We start from the raw sequence: 17,763 nt of genomic DNA, 5'->3' as shown, positions 1-17,763 counted from the left end.
GCGCGGGCGTTTTCTCGGGCCGCTCCCCACCGCCCGCCCGCTCCCCCGCTCCCCCGGATCTCCGGCCACCCCGCTCGTCGCGGCGGCCTACGTTTCCGGCGGGAGGGGAACGTGGCGACCATTCTCTGCGAGAACTGCGGCGTACGGCCGGCGGCGATCGAGCTGCGGCAGCGGGTGGACGGGCGTCAGGCCGCGGTGCGGCTCTGCCATCACTGCGCGAGCGCGGTGGCCTCCGGCGCGGGGGCGGCCTCGGTGGAGAGCCTCATGGAGGGGCTGTTCGGGCCCCGCCTGCGCGGTCGCGAGGGGATGCTCGGACGCCTGTCCGAGATGGCGCAGCGGGTCCTGCAGCGCGCCGCGCAGGAGGCGCTCGCGTGGGGCCAGCCGCGGGTCGGCGTGGACTTCCTCCTGCTCGCGCTGCTGCGCGAGGTGCCCGAGCTGCGCGAGGCGCTCGCCGCGGCCGGGGTCGCGGTGGAGGAGTACGAGTCGCGCCTCGAGCAGGCGATCCCCCGCGGCGCGCCGCGCGAGGCGGAGCAGGTCGGCCTCTCGTCCGGCATGAAGCGGGTGCTGCAGGTCGCGCGGATGCAGGCGGCGCAGCTGGGTCACGACTTCATCGGCCCCGAGCACCTCCTCGCGGCGATCGTGGCGGAGGGCGAGAGCTTCGCGGCGCAGTTCCTCCGCGAGGTCGATCCGCGCGCGCTGGAGGCGAGGCTGCAGGGGGGCGGCGCCGCGACCGAGCCGGGCGCCGGCGCGCCGCCGCGCCGCACCGACCTGCCGCCGAACCTCGCCCGCTTCTCCCGCGACCTCTCGGCGCTCGCCAAGGCGGGGGAGCTCGACCCGGTGATCGGGCGCGAGCGCGAGGTGGAGCGCGTCATCCGCATCCTGTCGCGCAAGACGAAGAACAACCCGGTCCTCGTGGGCGAGCCGGGGGTGGGCAAGACCGCCATCGCCGAGGGGCTCGCGCAGCGCATCGTCGCGGGCGAGGTCCCCGAGGTCCTGCGGGACAAGCGCGTCCTCGCCCTCGACCTCGGGGGCATGCTCGCCGGCACGCGCTTCCGCGGCGACTTCGAGCAGCGGCTCACGGGCCTGATGGACGAGATCCGCAAGCTGAAGGGGAAGATCGTCCTCTTCATCGACGAGATCCACACCGTGGTCGGCGCGGGCGGCGCCGAGGGCGCGATGGACGCGTCCAACCTCCTCAAGCCCGCCCTCGCCCGCGGCGAGCTGCAGGCGCTCGGCGCCACCACCCTCGACGAGTACCGCAAGCACATCGAGAAGGACGCCGCGCTGGAGCGTCGCTTCCAGCCGGTGCTGGTCTCGGAGCCGACCGCGGAGCAGGCCCTCGAGATCCTGCGCGGCCTGCGCGACGCGTACGAGGCGCACCACCGCGTGAAGATCACCGACGCGGCGCTCACCGCCGCGGTGGACCTGTCCGATCGCTACGTCACCGATCGCTTCCTCCCGGACAAGGCCATCGACCTCATGGACGAGGCCGCCGCGATGGTGCGGCTCTCCGCGGCGAGCGGTCCGGACCGGCTGGCCGAGCTCGAGGGGCGGGTCGCGCAGCGCGAGAAGGACAAGGCCGAGGCGGTCGCCGCCGAGCGCTACGCGGAGGCGGCGGAGGTGAAGAAGGAGCTCGACGGGCTGAAGGCGCAGCTCGGCGAGCTGCGCAAGGGCTGGCGCGAGCAGCGCTCCACGCACGAGCCGTCGGTCGGGCCCGAGGACGTCGCGCACGTCGTGTCGGAGTGGACGGGCATCCCCGCCGAGAAGCTGCGGGTGGAGGAGATGCAGCGCCTGCTCGAGATGGAGCGCGCCCTGGAGAAGCGCGTCGTCGGGCAGGAGGAGGCCCTCCGCGCGGTGTCCGAGGCGGTGCGCAGGGCCCGCACCGGGCTCAAGGATCCCAGCCGGCCCATCGGGACGTTCCTCTTCCTGGGCCCCACCGGCGTGGGGAAGACCGAGACCGCCCGGGCGCTCGCCGAGTACCTGTTCAACGACGAGGAGGCGATGATCCGCTTCGACATGTCGGAGTTCCAGGAACGGCACACCGTCTCGCGGCTGGTGGGGGCGCCCCCGGGGTACGTGGGGTACGAGGAGGCCGGCAAGCTCACGGAGGCGGTGCGTCGGCGGCCCTACTCGGTGCTGCTGTTCGACGAGATCGAGAAGGCCCACCCCGACGTGTTCAACGTGCTGCTCCAGCTCATGGACGACGGCCGGCTCACCGACGCGAAGGGGCGCACGGTGAGCTTCAAGAACACCATCGTGGTGCTGACCTCCAACGTCGGCGCCGACGCTCTCGCCTACCGGACCACGGTCGGCTTCACGCGGGGAGAGGACGAGGCGGCGCGCAGCATGCGCGATCAGGCGATGGAGGCGCTCCGCGGCGCGTTCCGGCCGGAGTTCCTGAACCGCATCGACGAGATCGTGGTGTTCCACCCGCTCTCGCGCGAGCAGATGGGCGGGATCGTGGAGCGGCTCCTCGAGTCCACGCGCCGGAAGCTCCGCGGGCAGAACGTCACGCTGGAGGTGACGCCGGCCGCCATCGGCGGGCTCGTCGATCGCGGGTTCGAGCCGCGCTTCGGCGCGCGGCCGCTGCGCCGCGCCATCCAGCGGGAGCTCGAGACCCCCATCTCGCGCATGATGCTGCGCGGGGAGGTGAGCGAGGGCGCGCGGCTGCGCGTCGACCTCGCCGAGGGTGAGTTCCGGTTCGAGGTGGAGCCGCGACCCGCTCCGGCGCCGCCGTCGCAGCCGGAGCGGCCGGACGCCGGGTCCGGCGTGGGACCGCGGTAGCTATCCCGCCGCCGCGACCCGCGCCCACTCCGCGTTGGAGCGGATGAGGCAGTCCTCGATGGCGAGACCGGCGAAGTAGTTGCCGGTGACGGCGAGCTTCCGCCCGGCGAGGGCGCGGTCGATCTCCTCCACGATGCGATCGTGGCCGAGGGCCGGCGAGGGGAGCACGAGCCGCTGCTCCACGAGCTCGCCCAGCTCGGCGACGGGCACCCGCAGCACCTCGGAGACGCGCCTCAGCTTGTCGTCGCGCGAGACGCCCGGCTTGAAGTGGAAGGCGAAGGCGCGGAGGCGCGGATCGGGGAAGGGATCGCGCGTGACGCACGAGTGGAACACGTCGCCGACGGGGACCAGGAACGCGCACTCCGGCATCCAGCAGCGCTCGCGCGGCAGCACCACGCCCACGCTCTCCAGGGCGACCGTCTTCACCCGGGCGACGGCAGCGGAGACCTCGGGGAAGGCGTCTCGCAGCAGCGCGGGGGTCTCGTCGGCGGTCGCGGCCACCGCGGCGAGCGGCGCCTCCCAGGTGCGCCCGTCCTGCGCGGTCGCCACGAACCCGGACCCGCCCGTCGCCAGGCGCGTGACACGCACGCCCTTCTCCACGGTAACGTTCGGCGCCGCGGCGGCCGCCTCGCAGACGGTCTGCAGCCCGCCCTCGAAGCCGAAGCTGCGCACGAACTCCTGACGGCGCGGGCGCTTCTTGAAGAGCGAGCCCGCGCCCTCCACCGGGAAGCCGTCCGCCGACTGGGAGGGGACGGCGGCGAAGAACGGCGAGAAGAGCCGCTGGTAGTTCCCGCGCCCGAGCAGCTTCCCGTAGTAGGAGGCGACCGTCTCGCCCCCCTTCGCGCGCAGGAAGTTGAAGGGGAAGTGGGCGGCCGCCTCGAGCCAGTTCAGCTGCATGAGGATCTTGGGGGGCGTGAGCCAGCGGTACTCGCCGCCCCGCAGCAGGCCGAAGTGCGCCCGCGCGGGGCCGCGCTCCTTCACCTGGTCCTCGATCCCGGCGCCGACCACGATGTCGAGCATCGCGCCGTAGCTGTTGTAGGCGGTGTGGGCGCCCATCTCGAACCAGTAGCCGTCGGGACGGCGGTGCGAGTGCAGGCAGCCGCCGATGCGCGCCTCGCGCTCCAGCACCGTGACCTTCCTGCCGGCCTGCGCCGCCTTCCACGCGAAGCCGAGCCCGCTCACCCCCCCGCCGACCACGATGACGTCCGCTCTGGCCATTCCGCGCGCTCCTGACCTCGAGTGAATCGCGCCCGTCGCCGCAGGCGCCTCGGCGGGAGCCTCGCAGACAACGCCGCGACGCGCCAGGGGTTCCTGGCCGCACCTGGCGGACCGGGGTGGACGCCGCTTCCGTGACGTTGGCCGGTTCCTGCGCGATGAGTTAGAGGTCTCTCCATGCGACTCCGCATCGGGTTCGTCGGGCTCGGGACGATCGGAGAGCCCATCGCGAACAACCTCCGCAAGGCCGGTCACGACCTCACGGTCTGGAACCGGACGCCGTCGAAGGCAGCCCACATCGTCTCCAAGGGAGGCAAGCTCGCGGGGTCGGCGCGGGAGTGCGCGACCGGGCGAGACCTCGTCATCACGTGTGTCTCGGACGAGAAGGCGCTCGACACCGTGCTCGAGGGGCCGGACGGCGTGCTCGAGGCGCTCCGCGACGGCGACGTTCTGGTGGACATGAGCACCGCCGGCGTCCGCGCCGCCCGCTCGGTGTCGGAGCGCGCGGCGGCGCGCGGCGCGGGCTTCGTGGCCTGCCCGGTGCTGGGCTCGCGCTCGGCGGCCGAGCAGGCGCAGCTCGTGCTGGTGGCCGGCGGCCCGGCGGTGGCGCGCGAGCGCGCCCGGCCCGCGCTGCACGCGGTGTCGGCCCGCATCTTCGAGCTCGAGGACGCGGCCCAGGCCGCGCTCATGAAGCTCTGCGTGAACGCCATCGGCGGCGCCATGATCACGGGCTTCGGCGAGGCGCTCGCCCTCGGCCAGGCCGGCGGGGTCCCCGTCGCGAAGCTCGTCGAGGTGCTGCAGGCGTCCTCCTTCCACTCGCCGCTCTATCTGATGAAGGGCGAGCTCGTGGAGCGGAGGGACTGGGCGCCGCGCTTCGCCATCGCGCTCGCCGAGAAGGACCAGCGCCTCGCCCAGGAGGCCGCGGCCGACCTCGGCGCGAAGACCCCGGTGAACGACACGGTGCGCCGGGTCTTCGCGGACGCCGCGCAGAGCGGCCGCGCGGACAAGGACATCGCGGCGGTCGCGGAGCTGTTCTTCGAGTGGGTGGCGAAGACGTAGGTCCTCGTGAAGCTCGCCCGCAAGAGAGGGAAGTGGCTGGCGCCGGCCGCGAGCTCCACGGCGCGCGGAGCGTAGCACGCTCGGCGAAGCGCTGCGCCGCGGGCTACAGGCGCGGGCCCCGGCCGCGGTAGGCGCTCCAGACGGCGATGACGTACACCCTCGCCGCCTCCTCGATGACGTACAGATGGTGATGTGTGCGCCTGAGAAGCAGGCGACGCACGCCTGGCTTCGGCGCGTAGCGCATCGCCACCGCCTGCGTCTCGGCAAGCGTGCGGAGCGCCGCCTCGAGCTCCTCCGCGAAGAGGTTCGGCGCAGCCGGACGGTTCTCCCGCCACCACGCGTCGATCCGGTCGATCTGTGCCTGGGCCTCGGCCGAGAGCTCGACCTTCACCGGCCGGCGTTCCTCGCGCGCAGCTTCGCGATCACCTGCTCGGCGTCGACGGTGCGCCCGGCGCGCACGTCCTCGACCCCGCGCTCTATCGACTCGTGCAGCCGACGGCGCTCATCGTCGTCGAGGTAGTCTCCGCCGCTCGCAAGCACGTCGTCGAGAGGCACGAGCTCGACGTCCTCGCCCTCCGGCAGGTCGGTGGGCTCGTCGAGGACGAGCCGTCCGCCCCTCACGTGTGCCTTGAGCGCCCGCATCGATCCCATTCTAGTCTCCCTCCGTTGCCACGGCCACGGCTCGCCCAGGACGGACCGTCAGGCCTTCCCGCCGACGAGATCCTTGAGCTTTCCGAGGCGCAGCCAGGTTAGCGCGCGCTTCCACCGACGCGCGCGCCTCACCGTCCCCAGGACACGCAGCCTGCTGGCCGCGTCTTCTCCGGGGGATCCCGGGAGATGGCCCTGACGCTGTCGACTCCGCCCGCGCAGCCGTAGGTGATCAAGCGATCTCCGTAGACATCGCCCCTGAACGAGCACACGAGAAGGAGCAACAGGATTCCATTGGTTCAGGGGCTCGAGGTGCTTCGGTCCCTCGCACCAGTAGGTCGGGGCCCCGCACCGACGGCGAACTTCGTCCTGCCGCATGCCGTACGTCACTTCACAGCGACTGCCCCTCTCCCTGGTGATGTTCCAGCTCCCGTGTCGCCGAAGCCACACCGGGAGTTGATTGCTCACGTACGCCGCAGCCACGAGCACGAGCACGCGCTCCCACCATCGGCGGGTGACACGCCAGAAGACGAACGCGATCGCCAACGCAACGGTGATGGTGAACAGCGCCATCATCACGGCATCACGTGGCGCCCGGCACGTCACCTCCCCGCACAACCACTTGTCGGGGATCACCCGCAACCCGAAGGCGAGCAACGCTGCGGCGAGCAGCGTGTCGAGCCGCCTCAGCAGTTGGAGGCCTGTGCCGCCCAACACGCTCACTACCCGAGCCGACCGCGTTCCACGGGAAGTCTCGGCGAGGCTCGTCACGTTTCCTTCCCGGTATTCTCCCGGCTCCTCGCCACCTGCAAGAGATGAACGGCTCTCCAAGCGATCACCACAAGACCGGCAGCAATCGCAATCCATCCCGCGAGCGTCCAATAACTCGGAACTCGACACTGGGACTTGGGTCAGACAGCGAAGACGACTCACACACCGACGACAACAATGCCGCGAGCATCGAGCCATACACCTGGAGGACTAGACCTGAAATGAATATCCCAACCCCAGCAGCGAACCACCTCACGGTCTTTGAGGTGGTCATCGCCGCCAGTACGCTCCCAGAGGAGTAGTGAATACCAAATGCGATTTTCCTTTGAATTTCGTGATGCGGCCGACTCGGGTTAACAAGGCCGATGGCTATCTTCTCGGCTCACACCGCATCGCCACCGCCCCCCGACCCGAACTCAGGATCGCGCAAGCGAGCACGGCTATCATTCCACGAAGCACGGCGACGATCATGAGTCGGCCTAGTCGGCCTACGCCAGCGCCTCGCCCACCATCTTCACCAGGTCGTCCAGGTGGAACGGCTTCTTCACGTAGCCCGCCGGCCGGCCGATCCGCTCGACCTCGCGCGCGACCTCGTCCGGCGGGGTGGCCGACACGAACAGGATCTTGGGGCAGCGCTCGCCGAGCGACTCGCGCAGCGCGTGGAACAGCGCCGCGCCGTCCATTCCCGGCATGCGGAAGTCGACGAGCGCCAGGTCCGGGGGCTGCTCGCGGGCGAGGGCGAGCGCCTCGACCGCGTCGGAGGTGGACACGGCGGCGTGCCCCATCCGGCGCACCGCGAGCTCCAGCGCGCGGCGCACGATGTCGGTGTCGTCGACGATGAGGACGCGAGCCAAGGCACCTCCGGCCGGAGCGGCCGTACCGCGGCGATGCGCCTCGCGTGCCGCGCGAAATCGCCCGGTTCTCGCGGGTGACGAGGTGGTCTGACGGAACCCAGGGTAGGCCGCGAGCGAGTCTCGGCGTCTCACCGGGGGGTGCCGGGACCCCGCCCAGACGGCCGAAGGCGCAAGGGAATCCCGGCGGCTACCGGTAGCGGGCGAGGGTCCGCCGCACCGCGTCCTCGAAGTGACGCCTCGCCGACGGCGGCGCGACCACCTCGGCGTCCCCACCGAGCGAGAGCGCGTAGCGGGTCCCGTATTCGTCGCTCGCGCCCGGGAGCTCCACCACCGCCCCGCCCTTCTCGGTCCGGCTCACGAGACGGACGCCGGGCCGGGCGAGCGCCCAGGCCGCGGCGAGCGGCCCGAGCTGGATCCGGACCGGCTCGCCCTGCGCCTCGGAGAACAGCCGCGCCCGCGCGAGCTCCGCCTCGGACGGCGGGTCGAACCGGTCGTCGGTCACCTCGCAGGAGCGGATCCGATCGAGCCGGAACGCGAGCGCCTTCCCCCGCGCGGAGTCGTGGCCGTAGAGGTACCAGTGGCCGAAGCGCTGGGCGAGCGTGTAGGGGTGGACCACGCGCTCGGTCTCGGCGTCGCGCGAGGCGGAGTGGTACGCGAGCCGCACGGCGCGGCGCTCGGCGATGGCGCGCTGGAGCCGTCCCAGCACCGACTGCGGCGCGGGCGGCGCGCCGGCGTAGATCCGCCCGACGAGCTCGTCGAAGCTGGCCCGCCGATCGCGCGGGACCGAGTCGCGCAGCGCCTTCACCGAGCGCTCGCGCCCCTCGCCGCCGAGCGCCTGGGCGGCGGCCGCGAGCGCGGCGGCCTCGCTCTCCGTGAAGCGCGGCGGGCGCGAGAAGCTCTGGTGCAGCGCGACGTAGACGCGATCGCCCTCGACGTACAGGTCGAGGAAGTCGTCGGGCGCGAAGGGCGGCGACCCCACCTCGAGGAGGAAGTCGAGATCCGCGAGCAGCTCCTTCTCCGTGCACCCGCACCGGCGCGCGAGATCCTTCACCGGGATCCCGGGGTGGCGCACGGCGTAGGGGACGAGGAACAGGACGCGGCGGAGCCGATCGCGCGGGTCGTGCCTGGGCGCGGCGGTGGCGGGCCTGGGCGCCGACTTCGCCGGCGACGGCGCGGGCTTGGCGGGGTCCGCCGCGGCCTCGCGCTTGGCGGAGCGCGGCGCGGCGCGCCCGGACCGGGCACCGCCCGTGGCGCCTGGCGCGCCCTCCGCCCTCTTGCGGCGCGCCGGCGTCACGCGAGCCTCCGCTCGATCCCGGCGAGCACCGCGCGCGCCTTCTCGCGCAGCGGCCTGGGCTGGAGCAGCTCCGCGCGGTCCCCGAGCGCGAGCACGTGCCGCAGGAGCCCCTCCTCGTTGGTCGCCTCGACCTCCACCACCGTGGCGCCGCCGTCCTCGAGCAGCTTCGCCCGGGGCCCGAACGAGGCGAGCACCTCGGCCGGCACCGGCGGGTCGAGGCGGATGCGGCAGCGGACCGGGGCGTGGACGTCGTACTCCCACGTCTCGCGGGTGGCGAACCCGGCGAGCGAGAAGTCCCCGCGGGGCACGAAGTCCCGCGTGCGCGGCGCGGACGCGTTCACCGCGAGCGACACGATGCGCGAGAGGTGGAACGTGCGGATCGCCCGGCGCAGGTGGCACCAGCCCGCCAGGAACCAGGCGCCGCCCCGCTGGAAGAGACCGTACGGATCCACGTCGCGCTCGGTCGTCTCGCGCCGCTCCGCGCCGAGGTACACGAGGTGCACGCGCTTCACGTGGGCGATGGCGCGGGAGAGCTCCTCGACGCGCGCCGCCGCGTCCATGCCCTCGCCGTCGTCCGGGGCGGAGAGCTGGCGCGCGGCGAGGCCGGCCGCCTCCGAGGCCCCGGGCGCGCGCGCCGCGAAGGAGAGCTTGTTGAGGGCGTGCGCGAGGTCTCGGGCGTAGGGGAACGTCCCGCTCGCGAGCGCGGCCGAGCCGGCGAGGTAGAGGAGGGCGAGGTCCTCCGGGGGAAGCCGGAGGTCGGGCAGGTAGAACTCGTCCCGCTCGATCAGGTAGCCGGCGGGGAGGTCCTCGTCCCCTGCGGCGTAGCGGACCGGGATGCCGAGCTCGAGCAGCTCGGCCTTGTCCCGCTCGAACTTGCGGATCGCGGCCTCGCCCCTCCCCCCATAGTCCTCGGGGAACTGCTCCTGGATCTCGCGCCAGGAGACGGGCTCGGCGGCCTTGAGCAGGAGCGCCGCGAGGTCGAGGAGCCGCTGGTCCTTCTGCATCGGAGGGCAGAACCTAGGCCCACGCCGCCCGGCCAGTCAACGTGTGATAGGATCGTGCGCCCAAACGCGCTGGGGGCGCTCATGGCAGGCCTCGGCATCGGCCCATCGGACTTCGGGCTCTTCGAGATCGACGATCCGGACGCGCGCTCCGCCGCGCTCGAGGCGAAGCTCCAGCCGAAGCTCGCCGACATCGGCAACCACTGCGTGGCCGGGCTGTCCCGCGTCGCCGGCCGGGGCCTCTTCGTGCACCCGGGGAAGGTGGCCCGCCGCAAGGGCGTCGCGCAGGACGAGGCGCTCGTGACCTTCTGCGAGAGCCCCCGGGGCTACCGCGGCCTGCCGTACCTCGCGGTGGTCGTCACCCGCGACCACCTCCACGCCCGGGTCGGCGTGAAGGGCGACTCCCCCTGCCGCGAGGCGATGCAGCGCGCGCTCACCCGCGAGGCGCCCGCCCTCTCCCGCAAGGGAAAGCCGTTCCGAAAGCTGCGCAGCTTCAACGACTGGAACTTCGAGGAGCTGCCCGAGCTCGCCCCGGCGCACACGCCGGCCTTCTGGCAGGAGCTCGCGGACGACCTCGCGCCCGGCGCCGACGGGCTCGACGTGGGCATCGCGTGGTCGCGCGAGGAGGCGCGGAGCCTCTCGCTCGGCGATCTGCTGGGCGTGTTCCGCGACCTCGCCCCGCTGTTCAAGCTGCTCGCGAACGCGTCCGAGGAAGCGCCGCGCACCTGAGCGGCGGCGTCCCCTCGACCCCGCCTCGCCTGCGGTGAGGCTACGGGCGAACGGGGTTTCCGCTACGCGGCGGTCCCGCCGGCGGGCTCGTTCCCCCCGCCCGTTCCCTTCGCGGCGCCGGCCTCGGCGAGGCGGCGCTCCTCGCGCGCCGCCTGCCGGACGGCCTCGACGAGCTCCTCGTGCTCCTTGCGCAGCGAGTCGTGGCGGCGGCGCAGCTCCGCGTAGCGGTCGGCGGCGAGCCCGAGCTCGCCCTTCTGCACCATGTAGACGCGCTTCTCCGTCTCGAGCCGGCCCCTGACGGCCTTGAGATCATGGTCCAGCTCGGCGATCCGCTTGCGCGCCTCGGCGAGCTTCGCCTCGGCCTTGTCGGCACGGTCCTTCTCGGCCGCGAGCCGCCCGTCGTCGGCGGCGGGCGCCGCGACTGGCGCCGCGGCGGGCGTGGGCGCCGGCGCCGGCGCGGCCTCCACCGGCCGGCTGCGAGCCCGCTCCAGCTGGGCGTTCACCCTCTGCAGCTCCGCGTCGAGGGCGCGGGCGCGCTCGGCCTGGTGCCCCGCCTCGGCGCGCGCCTCCGCGAGACGCGCGGCGAGCTTGTCGATCTCCTCGCGCAGCGCGGGGGCGCCGCCGGCGCGGCGCGCGGCCTCCTGCTGCTCGAAGGCCTTCTTCTTCGCGCGCTCGAGATCCGCCCGCAGCGCGCTCGCCTCGTCCCGCGTCTTCTTCGCCTCCGCCCTGGCGTCCTGCGCCGCCTTGCGCGCCGCCTCCGCGTCGGCCTCGAGCCTGGCGCGGTCGCCCGTTCGGGCGGCGAGCTCGGCACGCGCGGTGCGGGCGGAGAGGAAGAAGCCGACGGCTGCGAGGACGCCCAGGAGGGCGAGGAAGGCGAAGAGTCCGGTCATGGGAGATGTGCTCCGGTGGAGGTCCCGGTAACTAACAGACCTCCGCGCATCTTGGGAAGGAGCGGCGCGGGCAGGCGCTCACCACGGGCGCTCGCCGGGGCGGGGGGTTAGGAACGATTCGGCGGGGCGGCGGGGCCGCACCGCGCTAGGATTCGCCCCCCTCCCATGCGCCGCGTCGCCACCCGCATCTTCCTCACCTTCGCGGTGGCCCTCGCCGCCTTCGGCGCCGTGGCCGTGTTCGCGATCGTGCGGCTGCACGACGCACGGCGGGACCTCCGCCTGCTCTCCTCCGGCTACCTGCCGCTGACCCGCATCGCCGCCCAGCTGGAGACGAAGGACTGGGTCGCCGCCCGCGCCCTCGAGGCCCGGGCGCTCGACCGCTCCGCGAGGCAGGCCTACCTCCCCGTCGCGCGGGCGCACTTCCCGGCGCTCGTCCGGGAGAAGATCGAGGAGGCGAAGCGGGTGGTGGCCGACGCGCGGCTGCTCGCCCGCGAGGACGACGCGCGCTTCCTCCAGGACGTCGAGGGCCGCCTTCAGGCCCTGGGGGCGCGCTGGTCGGAGTACGACGGGAAGGCCCGCGCGCTCTTCGACGCGCTGGAGGCGGGCGAGGGCCAGGACCCGAGCACCGCGGCCGCCTTCGAGGCGCGCGCGCAGGAGGTCCGGCAGCTCGAGAAGGGTCTTTCACTGGACGTGAAGCTCCTGCAGGTGGCCCTGGAGAGCCAGATCGCCGACCGCGTGCGGGCGGCAGAGCGCTCGGAGGGCCGGACGGTCGCGCTCATCGTCATCTACTCGCTCATCGCGCTCGGCATCGGCGTCGGCGCGGCCCTGCTCTCGCAGCGCCTCCTCGCGCCCATCCAGACGCTCACCGAGGGCGTGAAGGCGGTCGCGGCGGGCGATCTCTCTCGCCAGGTCGCGGTCCGCAGCGGGGACGAGATCGGCCTGCTCGCGCGCGAGTTCAACGCGATGGCGGCCTCGCTCGACCGGCAGCAGGACGAGCTGCGGCGGGCCGAGCGGCTCGCCGCGGTGGGCCGCATCTCCGCCCAGATCACGCACGAGATCCGCAACCCGCTGAACGCCATCGGCCTCAACGCCGAGCTCCTCGCCGAGGAGCTCGCGGAGCTCGACGTCCCGCCCCGCGAGGCGCTCCAGCTCGTCTCGGCCATCTCGCGCGAGGTCGACCGGCTGAACGGCGTCGCCGAGGAGTACCTGCGGTTCGCGCGCCTCCCCAAGCCGGCCCTGGCGCGCCAGGACCTGAACGAGATCCTCTCCGGCCTGCTCGACTTCCTCGGCCCCGAGCTCGCGGCGGCTCGCATCGAGCTCGAGCGGGCGCTCGCGGCCGGCCTGCCGGCCGTGCAGGCGGACGAGGGGCAGCTCCGCGCCGTCTTCCTGAACCTCCTGCGCAACAGCCGGGAGGCCATGCCCTCGGGGGGCACCGTCACGGTGCGGACCCGTCGCGTGGGGGACGCGATCGAGGCGGAGGTCTCCGACACCGGCGGGGGGATCCCCCCAGGTGACCTGACGCGCATCTTCGAGGCGTTCTACTCGACGAAGGAGCGCGGGACCGGGCTCGGCCTCGCGTTCACCCGGCAGGTGGTCGTGGAGCACGGGGGCTCGATCCGCTGCGACAGCACGGTCGGGCAAGGGACCACGTTCGTCGTCCGCCTGCCGGCGGCGGCGGACGAACCGATGGAGGGGCCGGTGGAGGCGGCCAGCACGCGATGAGGCACCCGAGGCACGAGATCCGGCGAAAGCGACGGAAGCTGCTCCCGCAGAAGGCGACCGGCGCGTTGATCCGCGCCGGCGATTCCCGCCAGCGCGTCGCGGCGCGCCCCAGGCGCCCGCGCGAGAACTGGGGCGAGGTGCACCGCGCCGTGCTGCCGAACGGGCTGCGGGTGCTCACCGCGGGGGCCCCGGGGCTGCATTCCGCGATGATCGCGCTCTACGTCCGGGCGGGCTCCCGGCACGAGACGGCGGCCCGGAACGGAGTCTCGCACTTCCTCGAGCACCTGTTCTTCCGCGGCTCGCTGGCCTGGCCGGACACGGTCGCCATGAACGCCGCGGTCGAGAGCGCCGGCGGGAGCCTCAACGGCATCACCGCCCGCGATCACGGCTGCTACTACACGCCCATCCACCCGGACGAGGTGGGCACCGGCCTCGCCATCCTGGGCGACCTCATCCGCCGGCCCCTGCTGAAGGAGATGGACGTCGAGCGCGAGGTGATCCTGGAGGAGATCCTCGACGAGGTGGACGCCGACGGCCGCGACATCGACCCCGACAACCTGTCGAAGCGGATCGTCTTCGGGGACCACCCGCTCGGCTACAAGATCGCCGGCACGCCGCAGATCGTGCGGCGCCTCGCGCGCCGCGACGTGCGCGCCCACCACCAGCGCTTCTACACGGGGTCGAACCTCGTCCTCGCCGTGGCGGGGCCGGTGCGCGCGAGCGAGGTGGAGGCCCTCGCGGAGGAGCACCTCGGGCTCCTGCCGCGCGGCAAGCCGAGCACCGATCTCGCGCCGCCGCCCTGGCCGGAGGGGCCGCGCCTCGAGCTCGTCGAGCACGACGACGCGCAGGCCGAGTTCTCGCTCTCGTTCCCCTGCCCGCCCGAGCGCCACCCGGACTACCCGGTGCACCTCTGCATCCGCCGCATCCTCGACGACGGGCTCTCCTCGCGGCTCCCCTTCGAGATCGTCGAGCGGCGCGGGCTCGCGTACTCGCTGCACGCCGGCATCGACACGTTCGCCGACGCGGGCATGACCGTCGTGGACGGGGCGTGCGCCCCGCGCAAGCTCCCGCGCGTCCTCGAGGAGATCCTCCGCGTGCTGGGCGCGCTCGCCGAGCAGCCCATGCCGGAGGAGGAGCTCCTGCGGGTCCAGCGGCGCCACCGCATGACGCTCGCCTTCTCGCTCGACAGCGCGGCGGACCTCGCCGGCTGGTACGGCGCCGGCGAGGTGCTCTCCGCGCCGGAGAGCTTCGAGGACCGCTGCCGGCGCGTCGAGGGCGTCACGCCCGCCGACGTCCGCCGCGTCGCCGCCGAGACGTTCAGACGCCGCAACCTCGTCGCCGTCGTCGTCGGTCCCTCGGGCCGCCGCGAGCGCGCCGTGCTGTCCCGCATCGTCTCCACGACCACCGCCATTCCCACCTGACGTGGGGAGGCGGTCCGAGCAGAGGTCATCGGAAGCCGGGCGTTCTCCACCCTAGGCGTGTGACTGGCTGCCGCGGCGGCGCTCCTCTCGGGGTGCTCCGTGATGGCCGTCAACCAGGAGCGTGCCATCGCTCGCAGCCGCTCATACGCTCCGTCAGATCGTCGCGCGACCATGGCGGCCCGGGGGGGAAACTCATGGCGCTCCAGTGGACCTCTGCGTTGTCGAGCGGCGTGGCCGAGCTCGACGCGCAGCTCGAGGAGCTGTTCCGTCGCGTCGACCGGCTGCTCGACGCCATCCTGGCCCGAGACCGGAGCGAGGCGTCCCGCCTGATCGCGTTCCTCCAGCACCACGTCTCGGATCACTTCGCGGCGGAGGAGCGGCTCATGCGCGAGGTGGAGTACCCGGACGCCGCGCGCCACGTGGCCGAGCACCTCGCCTTCGCCGCGCAGATCGACGCGCTCGCGGGCTGGCTCGCGGCCGAGGGCGCGACCGCGCGGCTCGTGCTCCGCCTGGAGCGCGAGGTGACCGCCTGGTTGCAGGAGCACGTGTACGGGACCGATCACGCGCTCGCCCGCTTCGTCGCCGCCCGGCAGTCCGACCAGGCGATCGCCGAGCGCGCAGGCGCACCCGTGCGAGCCTCGTAGCACCTCGCGAGCGGTGGCCGGCTGGGCGGGACGGGTGCTAACGTCCCTCTCGATGCCGGACTTCGTCACGCGCGCCGTCGAGCGGCTCCGGGAGGACCCGGGCTTCAGCCGGAACCGCTATTTCCACGCCCTCTCCTCGCCCGAGGGCAAGCGCGCCCTGCGGATCCACCGACACCTCCGCTCGCTCGAGCGCGACCTGTCCGCCGGCGCCTCCGCGACGGTCGCGCGCGAGGCGGAGCGCGTGCGCCTCGTGCTGCGCGGGAAGCGCTCCTCGCGGACGGCGTGGCTCACCCGCGCCGAGTTCCGGCTGCTCTGCACGAGCCCGCTCGTCCGGGCGGTCCTGGGCGACGCGGCCGAGCCTGCCGGCTCCTAGCGACCTCCTTCTGTCGGCTCACGGTCGGGGCGGGAGACGTCGTCCCTCAGCGCGAGCCGGCGTCCGGCAGGGTGAGCTCGCCGGTGAGGTAGAGGGCCGCTCGTCCGGCGAGCACCACCGCCTCGCCCGTGTCCTCGCACTCGACCACGCCGCCGCGGCGCGAGACCTGGTGCGCGAGGAGGCGGCGCTTGCCGAGGCGCGCCGCCCAGTACGGCGCGAGCGTGCAGTGCGCTGAGCCGGTGACCGGGTCCTCCGGCACGCCCGCCTGGGGCGCGAAGTAGCGGGACACGAAGTCCGCGCCCCGGCTCCCCGGCGCGGTGATCGCGAGCCCCAGCGCGTCGAGCCCGGCGACCGCGGCGAGGTCGGGCGCGGCGGCGCGCACGGCGTCCTCGCTGTCCAGCACGGCGACGAGGTCGCGGGCGCGGAGCGTTTCGAGCGGCCGTCGGCCGAGCGCGCCCACGAGCAGCGGCGGCGGCTCGACCGGCGCCGGGGCCCTTCGCGGGAAGGTCATGACGAGCCGGCCACCCTCGCCGCGCGACACGCCGAGCAGGCCGCTCTGGGAGCGGAACGTCACGGCGGCGCGCGCGGGCTCGAGCACCGAGAGGACCACGAAGCCGGAGGCGAGCGTGGCGTGGCCGCAGAGGTCCACCTCGACCTCCGGCGTGAACCAGCGGATGGCGTACTCGCCGCCCTCGCCGCCCTCCCGCACGAGGAAGGCGGTCTCGGAGAGGGCGTTCTCGGCGGCGACGGCGCGGAGCGTCTCGTCCGGGAGCCAGCGCTCGAGGGTGCACACCGCCGCCGGGTTCCCGGCGAACACGCGCTCGGTGAACGCGTCCACCTGCCAGATCGGGATCCGCATCACCACCTCCTCCGGCGCGCCGCGCGGCCCGGTCGTCAGTAGGAAGCGGCGCGCGCGCCCGCGCCGGCGAGCAGCGCGCGCAGCCCCTCCGCGGGGTCGTTGCCCTCGAACGCGAACCCGCCGGGCCCGTCGCGCAGCGCCGCCGGGACGGACGCCTCGGACGGCCCGCACACGACCACCGGCAGGCGCAGCCCGCTCGCCAGCTCGGCCAGGAGCGGCGCCTCCTCCTCGGCCGGCAGCAGCACGAGCGCGCCGACCGCGCCCGCCGCGAAGGGGCGCCACAGCGGGCGGAGCCCGCGCTCGCCCGGGAGCTCCGTCAGGTCCACGCGCACGCCCTCGCCCAGCGTGACGCGGCCGAGCGTGCCGAAGCCGGCGGGCAGGTCGGGCTCGGCGTGGAAGCCGGGGACGGTTTGGAAGCGCTGCAGCGCGGCGCGGCGCGCGAGCGGGCCCCCGCCGACCACGACCACCTTCCCCACCGCCTGCGCGCCCGAGGAGCGCCCGCGCGCGATGCGCGCCCGCAGCGCGTGGAGCTCCGCCGCGCCGAGGAGCGGCGGCGCGTCGAAGGCCGCGGGCCGCGCGAGGCGCCGCGCGTAGCCATGCTCCAGCAGGGCGAGCGACGCGCGCATGGCCTCGAGATCGGAGGCGCGGCAACGATCGACCACGTCCTGGAAGCGGCGCGGCGCGGCGAGGAGCGCCACCACCTCCTCGGTGACCGGGTGCAGGCCCGCCGGGATCTCGCTCGCGTGCACGGCGAGCTCGACCAGGTCGCGCGGCGACGGCAGCGCCGGGAGGAGCCGGGCGATCTCGTCGGCCTGGCGGAGCCCCTCGAGCACCAGCTCCTCCACGCGCCGGTCGATGCGCCGCGGCCCGGCCACCGCGCCGGGCAGGAAGGCGAACTGCCCCTCGCGCCGCGTGAGGAGCCGCCACAGCGCCTTCTCGCCCACCGCGGCGCCCATCGTGGCGTCCACCACCCGCCCGTCGGCGAGCGCGATCTCCGCGCGCTCCCCCTCGCGCTCCACCGTGAGCCGCCCCGTCTTGCGGTTGGAGGCGAGCACCTGGAGGAGGTCCGGGATGGGGATCTGCGCGAGGTTCCCCTCGATCTCGCGGGTCTCGCTCGACACCGCGCGCGCGGCGTCCACGCGCCGGAAGATCTGCTCGATGCGCGCGAGCACCTCGTCGAGGTTGAAGGGCTTGCGCAGGAAGGTGCCGAGCCGGGCGCGCTCCGGGTCCACGTTCTCGCCGGTGAGGACCACGGGGATCCGCTCCGTGCGCGGGTTCGTGCGCAGGATGCGCACGAAGGTTCGCGGGTCGAGGAGCGGGGCCCGCTCGTCGAGCAGCACGAGATCGGGGAAGCGCAGGATGGCGATCTGGAGCGCGCGCGACGCGTCTCGGGCGGCGTGCACCTGGTAGCCGCGCTGGCGCAGCGCGGGGGCGAGGGCGCGCACGGTGGCGGCGTCGGGATCGGCGATGAGGATCTTGCGGGCGGGGGCCATCGCGGG

At 74.0% G+C, this 17,763-nt stretch carries 17 protein-coding genes; 7 read left to right on the top strand and 10 right to left on the bottom strand.

The window, feature by feature from the left end; genetic code table 11:
* The first annotated feature begins 111 nt into the window (after window positions 1-111).
* Entirely contained in the window at window positions 112-2,784 is a 2,673-nt protein-coding gene (locus ANAE109_RS03235; protein ID WP_011984949.1) for an ATP-dependent Clp protease ATP-binding subunit, read from the top strand.
* Here ANAE109_RS03235 and ANAE109_RS03230 read toward each other — a convergent pair whose 3' ends face one another.
* On the bottom strand, window positions 2,785-4,002 hold the full coding sequence (locus ANAE109_RS03230; protein ID WP_011984948.1) for an NAD(P)/FAD-dependent oxidoreductase: 1,218 nt from the start codon (window positions 4,000-4,002) through the stop codon (window positions 2,785-2,787).
* A gap of 174 nt (window positions 4,003-4,176) precedes the next feature.
* Between ANAE109_RS03230 and ANAE109_RS03225 the strand changes: the two genes are divergently transcribed.
* On the top strand, window positions 4,177-5,058 hold the full coding sequence (locus ANAE109_RS03225; RefSeq protein ID WP_011984947.1) for an NAD(P)-dependent oxidoreductase: 882 nt from the start codon (window positions 4,177-4,179) through the stop codon (window positions 5,056-5,058).
* A 103-nt stretch (window positions 5,059-5,161) separates the two neighbouring features.
* Here ANAE109_RS03225 and ANAE109_RS03220 read toward each other — a convergent pair whose 3' ends face one another.
* From ANAE109_RS03220 to ANAE109_RS03195, 6 genes are all read right to left on the bottom strand, one after another.
* Window positions 5,162-5,449 (bottom strand): type II toxin-antitoxin system RelE/ParE family toxin, encoded by a 288-nt coding sequence (locus ANAE109_RS03220; protein ID WP_011984946.1) that lies wholly within the window; start codon window positions 5,447-5,449, stop codon window positions 5,162-5,164.
* Window positions 5,446-5,700 (bottom strand): hypothetical protein, encoded by a 255-nt coding sequence (locus ANAE109_RS03215; protein WP_143827890.1) that lies wholly within the window; start codon window positions 5,698-5,700, stop codon window positions 5,446-5,448. Before ANAE109_RS03215 ends, ANAE109_RS03220 begins: the two co-directional genes overlap by 4 nt.
* 57 nt (window positions 5,701-5,757) lie before the next feature.
* A complete protein-coding gene (locus ANAE109_RS03210; protein WP_143827889.1) occupies window positions 5,758-6,477 on the bottom strand; it encodes a hypothetical protein in 720 nt (239 codons plus the stop codon).
* A gap of 488 nt (window positions 6,478-6,965) precedes the next feature.
* Window positions 6,966-7,331, bottom strand: coding sequence for a response regulator (locus tag ANAE109_RS03205; protein ID WP_011984944.1), 366 nt, complete (start codon window positions 7,329-7,331; stop codon window positions 6,966-6,968).
* A gap of 187 nt (window positions 7,332-7,518) precedes the next feature.
* On the bottom strand, window positions 7,519-8,625 hold the full coding sequence (locus ANAE109_RS03200) for a YafY family protein (RefSeq protein WP_011984943.1): 1,107 nt from the start codon (window positions 8,623-8,625) through the stop codon (window positions 7,519-7,521).
* Entirely contained in the window at window positions 8,622-9,629 is a 1,008-nt protein-coding gene (locus tag ANAE109_RS03195; protein WP_011984942.1) for a YafY family protein, read from the bottom strand. Before ANAE109_RS03195 ends, ANAE109_RS03200 begins: the two co-directional genes overlap by 4 nt.
* A gap of 54 nt (window positions 9,630-9,683) precedes the next feature.
* On the opposite strand from ANAE109_RS03195, the gene ANAE109_RS03190 reads away from it, so the two are divergent.
* On the top strand, window positions 9,684-10,355 hold the full coding sequence (locus tag ANAE109_RS03190; RefSeq protein WP_234945232.1) for a DUF1054 family protein: 672 nt from the start codon (window positions 9,684-9,686) through the stop codon (window positions 10,353-10,355).
* A gap of 62 nt (window positions 10,356-10,417) precedes the next feature.
* Here ANAE109_RS03190 and ANAE109_RS03185 read toward each other — a convergent pair whose 3' ends face one another.
* Window positions 10,418-11,245, bottom strand: a complete 828-nt coding sequence (locus tag ANAE109_RS03185) for a hypothetical protein (protein ID WP_011984940.1) — start codon at window positions 11,243-11,245, stop codon at window positions 10,418-10,420.
* 165 nt (window positions 11,246-11,410) lie between these two features.
* Here ANAE109_RS03185 and ANAE109_RS03180 point away from each other — a divergent pair, with 165 nt between their 5' ends.
* From ANAE109_RS03180 to ANAE109_RS03165, 4 genes are all read left to right on the top strand, one after another.
* The gene (locus ANAE109_RS03180; protein ID WP_011984939.1) at window positions 11,411-12,967 is read left to right on the top strand and encodes an ATP-binding protein; all 1,557 of its coding nucleotides are present in this window, start codon (window positions 11,411-11,413) and stop codon (window positions 12,965-12,967) included.
* Complete coding sequence (locus ANAE109_RS03175) at window positions 12,964-14,388, top strand: pitrilysin family protein (protein WP_011984938.1); 1,425 nt, start codon at window positions 12,964-12,966, stop codon at window positions 14,386-14,388. The genes ANAE109_RS03180 and ANAE109_RS03175 overlap by 4 nt, the downstream gene beginning before the upstream one ends.
* A 194-nt stretch (window positions 14,389-14,582) precedes the next feature.
* Entirely contained in the window at window positions 14,583-15,032 is a 450-nt protein-coding gene (locus ANAE109_RS03170) for a bacteriohemerythrin (RefSeq protein WP_011984937.1), read from the top strand.
* Between the two features lie 52 nt (window positions 15,033-15,084).
* Complete coding sequence (locus tag ANAE109_RS03165) at window positions 15,085-15,405, top strand: hypothetical protein (protein WP_011984936.1); 321 nt, start codon at window positions 15,085-15,087, stop codon at window positions 15,403-15,405.
* Window positions 15,406-15,451: 46 nt separating this feature from the next.
* Here ANAE109_RS03165 and ANAE109_RS03160 read toward each other — a convergent pair whose 3' ends face one another.
* Both ANAE109_RS03160 and ANAE109_RS03155 read right to left on the bottom strand, forming a co-directional pair.
* The gene (locus tag ANAE109_RS03160) at window positions 15,452-16,264 is read right to left on the bottom strand and encodes a PhzF family phenazine biosynthesis protein (RefSeq protein ID WP_011984935.1); all 813 of its coding nucleotides are present in this window, start codon (window positions 16,262-16,264) and stop codon (window positions 15,452-15,454) included.
* Between the two features lie 35 nt (window positions 16,265-16,299).
* Entirely contained in the window at window positions 16,300-17,757 is a 1,458-nt protein-coding gene (locus ANAE109_RS03155; RefSeq protein ID WP_011984934.1) for a DUF4388 domain-containing protein, read from the bottom strand.
* Window positions 17,758-17,763 lie beyond the last annotated feature (6 nt).

This window comes from Anaeromyxobacter sp. Fw109-5 (genome assembly GCF_000017505.1).
Classification (GTDB): Bacteria; Myxococcota; Myxococcia; order Myxococcales; family Anaeromyxobacteraceae; genus Anaeromyxobacter.
Note: the sequence above shows the minus strand (reverse complement) of the source record. Positions and strands in the feature narration are given on the sequence as shown.

Bases quoted from the DNA above. Each gene is read 5' to 3' on its own strand.
- ANAE109_RS03230 (WP_011984948.1), bottom strand. From the start codon at position 4,002: ATGGCCAGAGCGGACGTCATCGTGGTCGGCGGGGGGGTGAGCGGGCTC.
- ANAE109_RS03225 (WP_011984947.1), top strand. From the start codon at position 4,177: ATGCGACTCCGCATCGGGTTCGTCGGGCTCGGGACGATCGGAGAGCCC.
- ANAE109_RS03215 (WP_143827890.1), bottom strand. From the start codon at position 5,700: ATGCGGGCGCTCAAGGCACACGTGAGGGGCGGACGGCTCGTCCTCGAC.
- ANAE109_RS03195 (WP_011984942.1), bottom strand. From the start codon at position 9,629: ATGCAGAAGGACCAGCGGCTCCTCGACCTCGCGGCGCTCCTGCTCAAG.
- ANAE109_RS03185 (WP_011984940.1), bottom strand. From the start codon at position 11,245: ATGACCGGACTCTTCGCCTTCCTCGCCCTCCTGGGCGTCCTCGCAGCC.
- ANAE109_RS03180 (WP_011984939.1), top strand. From the start codon at position 11,411: ATGCGCCGCGTCGCCACCCGCATCTTCCTCACCTTCGCGGTGGCCCTC.
- ANAE109_RS03175 (WP_011984938.1), top strand. From the start codon at position 12,964: ATGAGGCACCCGAGGCACGAGATCCGGCGAAAGCGACGGAAGCTGCTC.
- ANAE109_RS03170 (WP_011984937.1), top strand. From the start codon at position 14,583: ATGGCGCTCCAGTGGACCTCTGCGTTGTCGAGCGGCGTGGCCGAGCTC.
- ANAE109_RS03165 (WP_011984936.1), top strand. From the start codon at position 15,085: ATGCCGGACTTCGTCACGCGCGCCGTCGAGCGGCTCCGGGAGGACCCG.
- ANAE109_RS03160 (WP_011984935.1), bottom strand. From the start codon at position 16,264: ATGCGGATCCCGATCTGGCAGGTGGACGCGTTCACCGAGCGCGTGTTC.
- ANAE109_RS03155 (WP_011984934.1), bottom strand. From the start codon at position 17,757: ATGGCCCCCGCCCGCAAGATCCTCATCGCCGATCCCGACGCCGCCACC.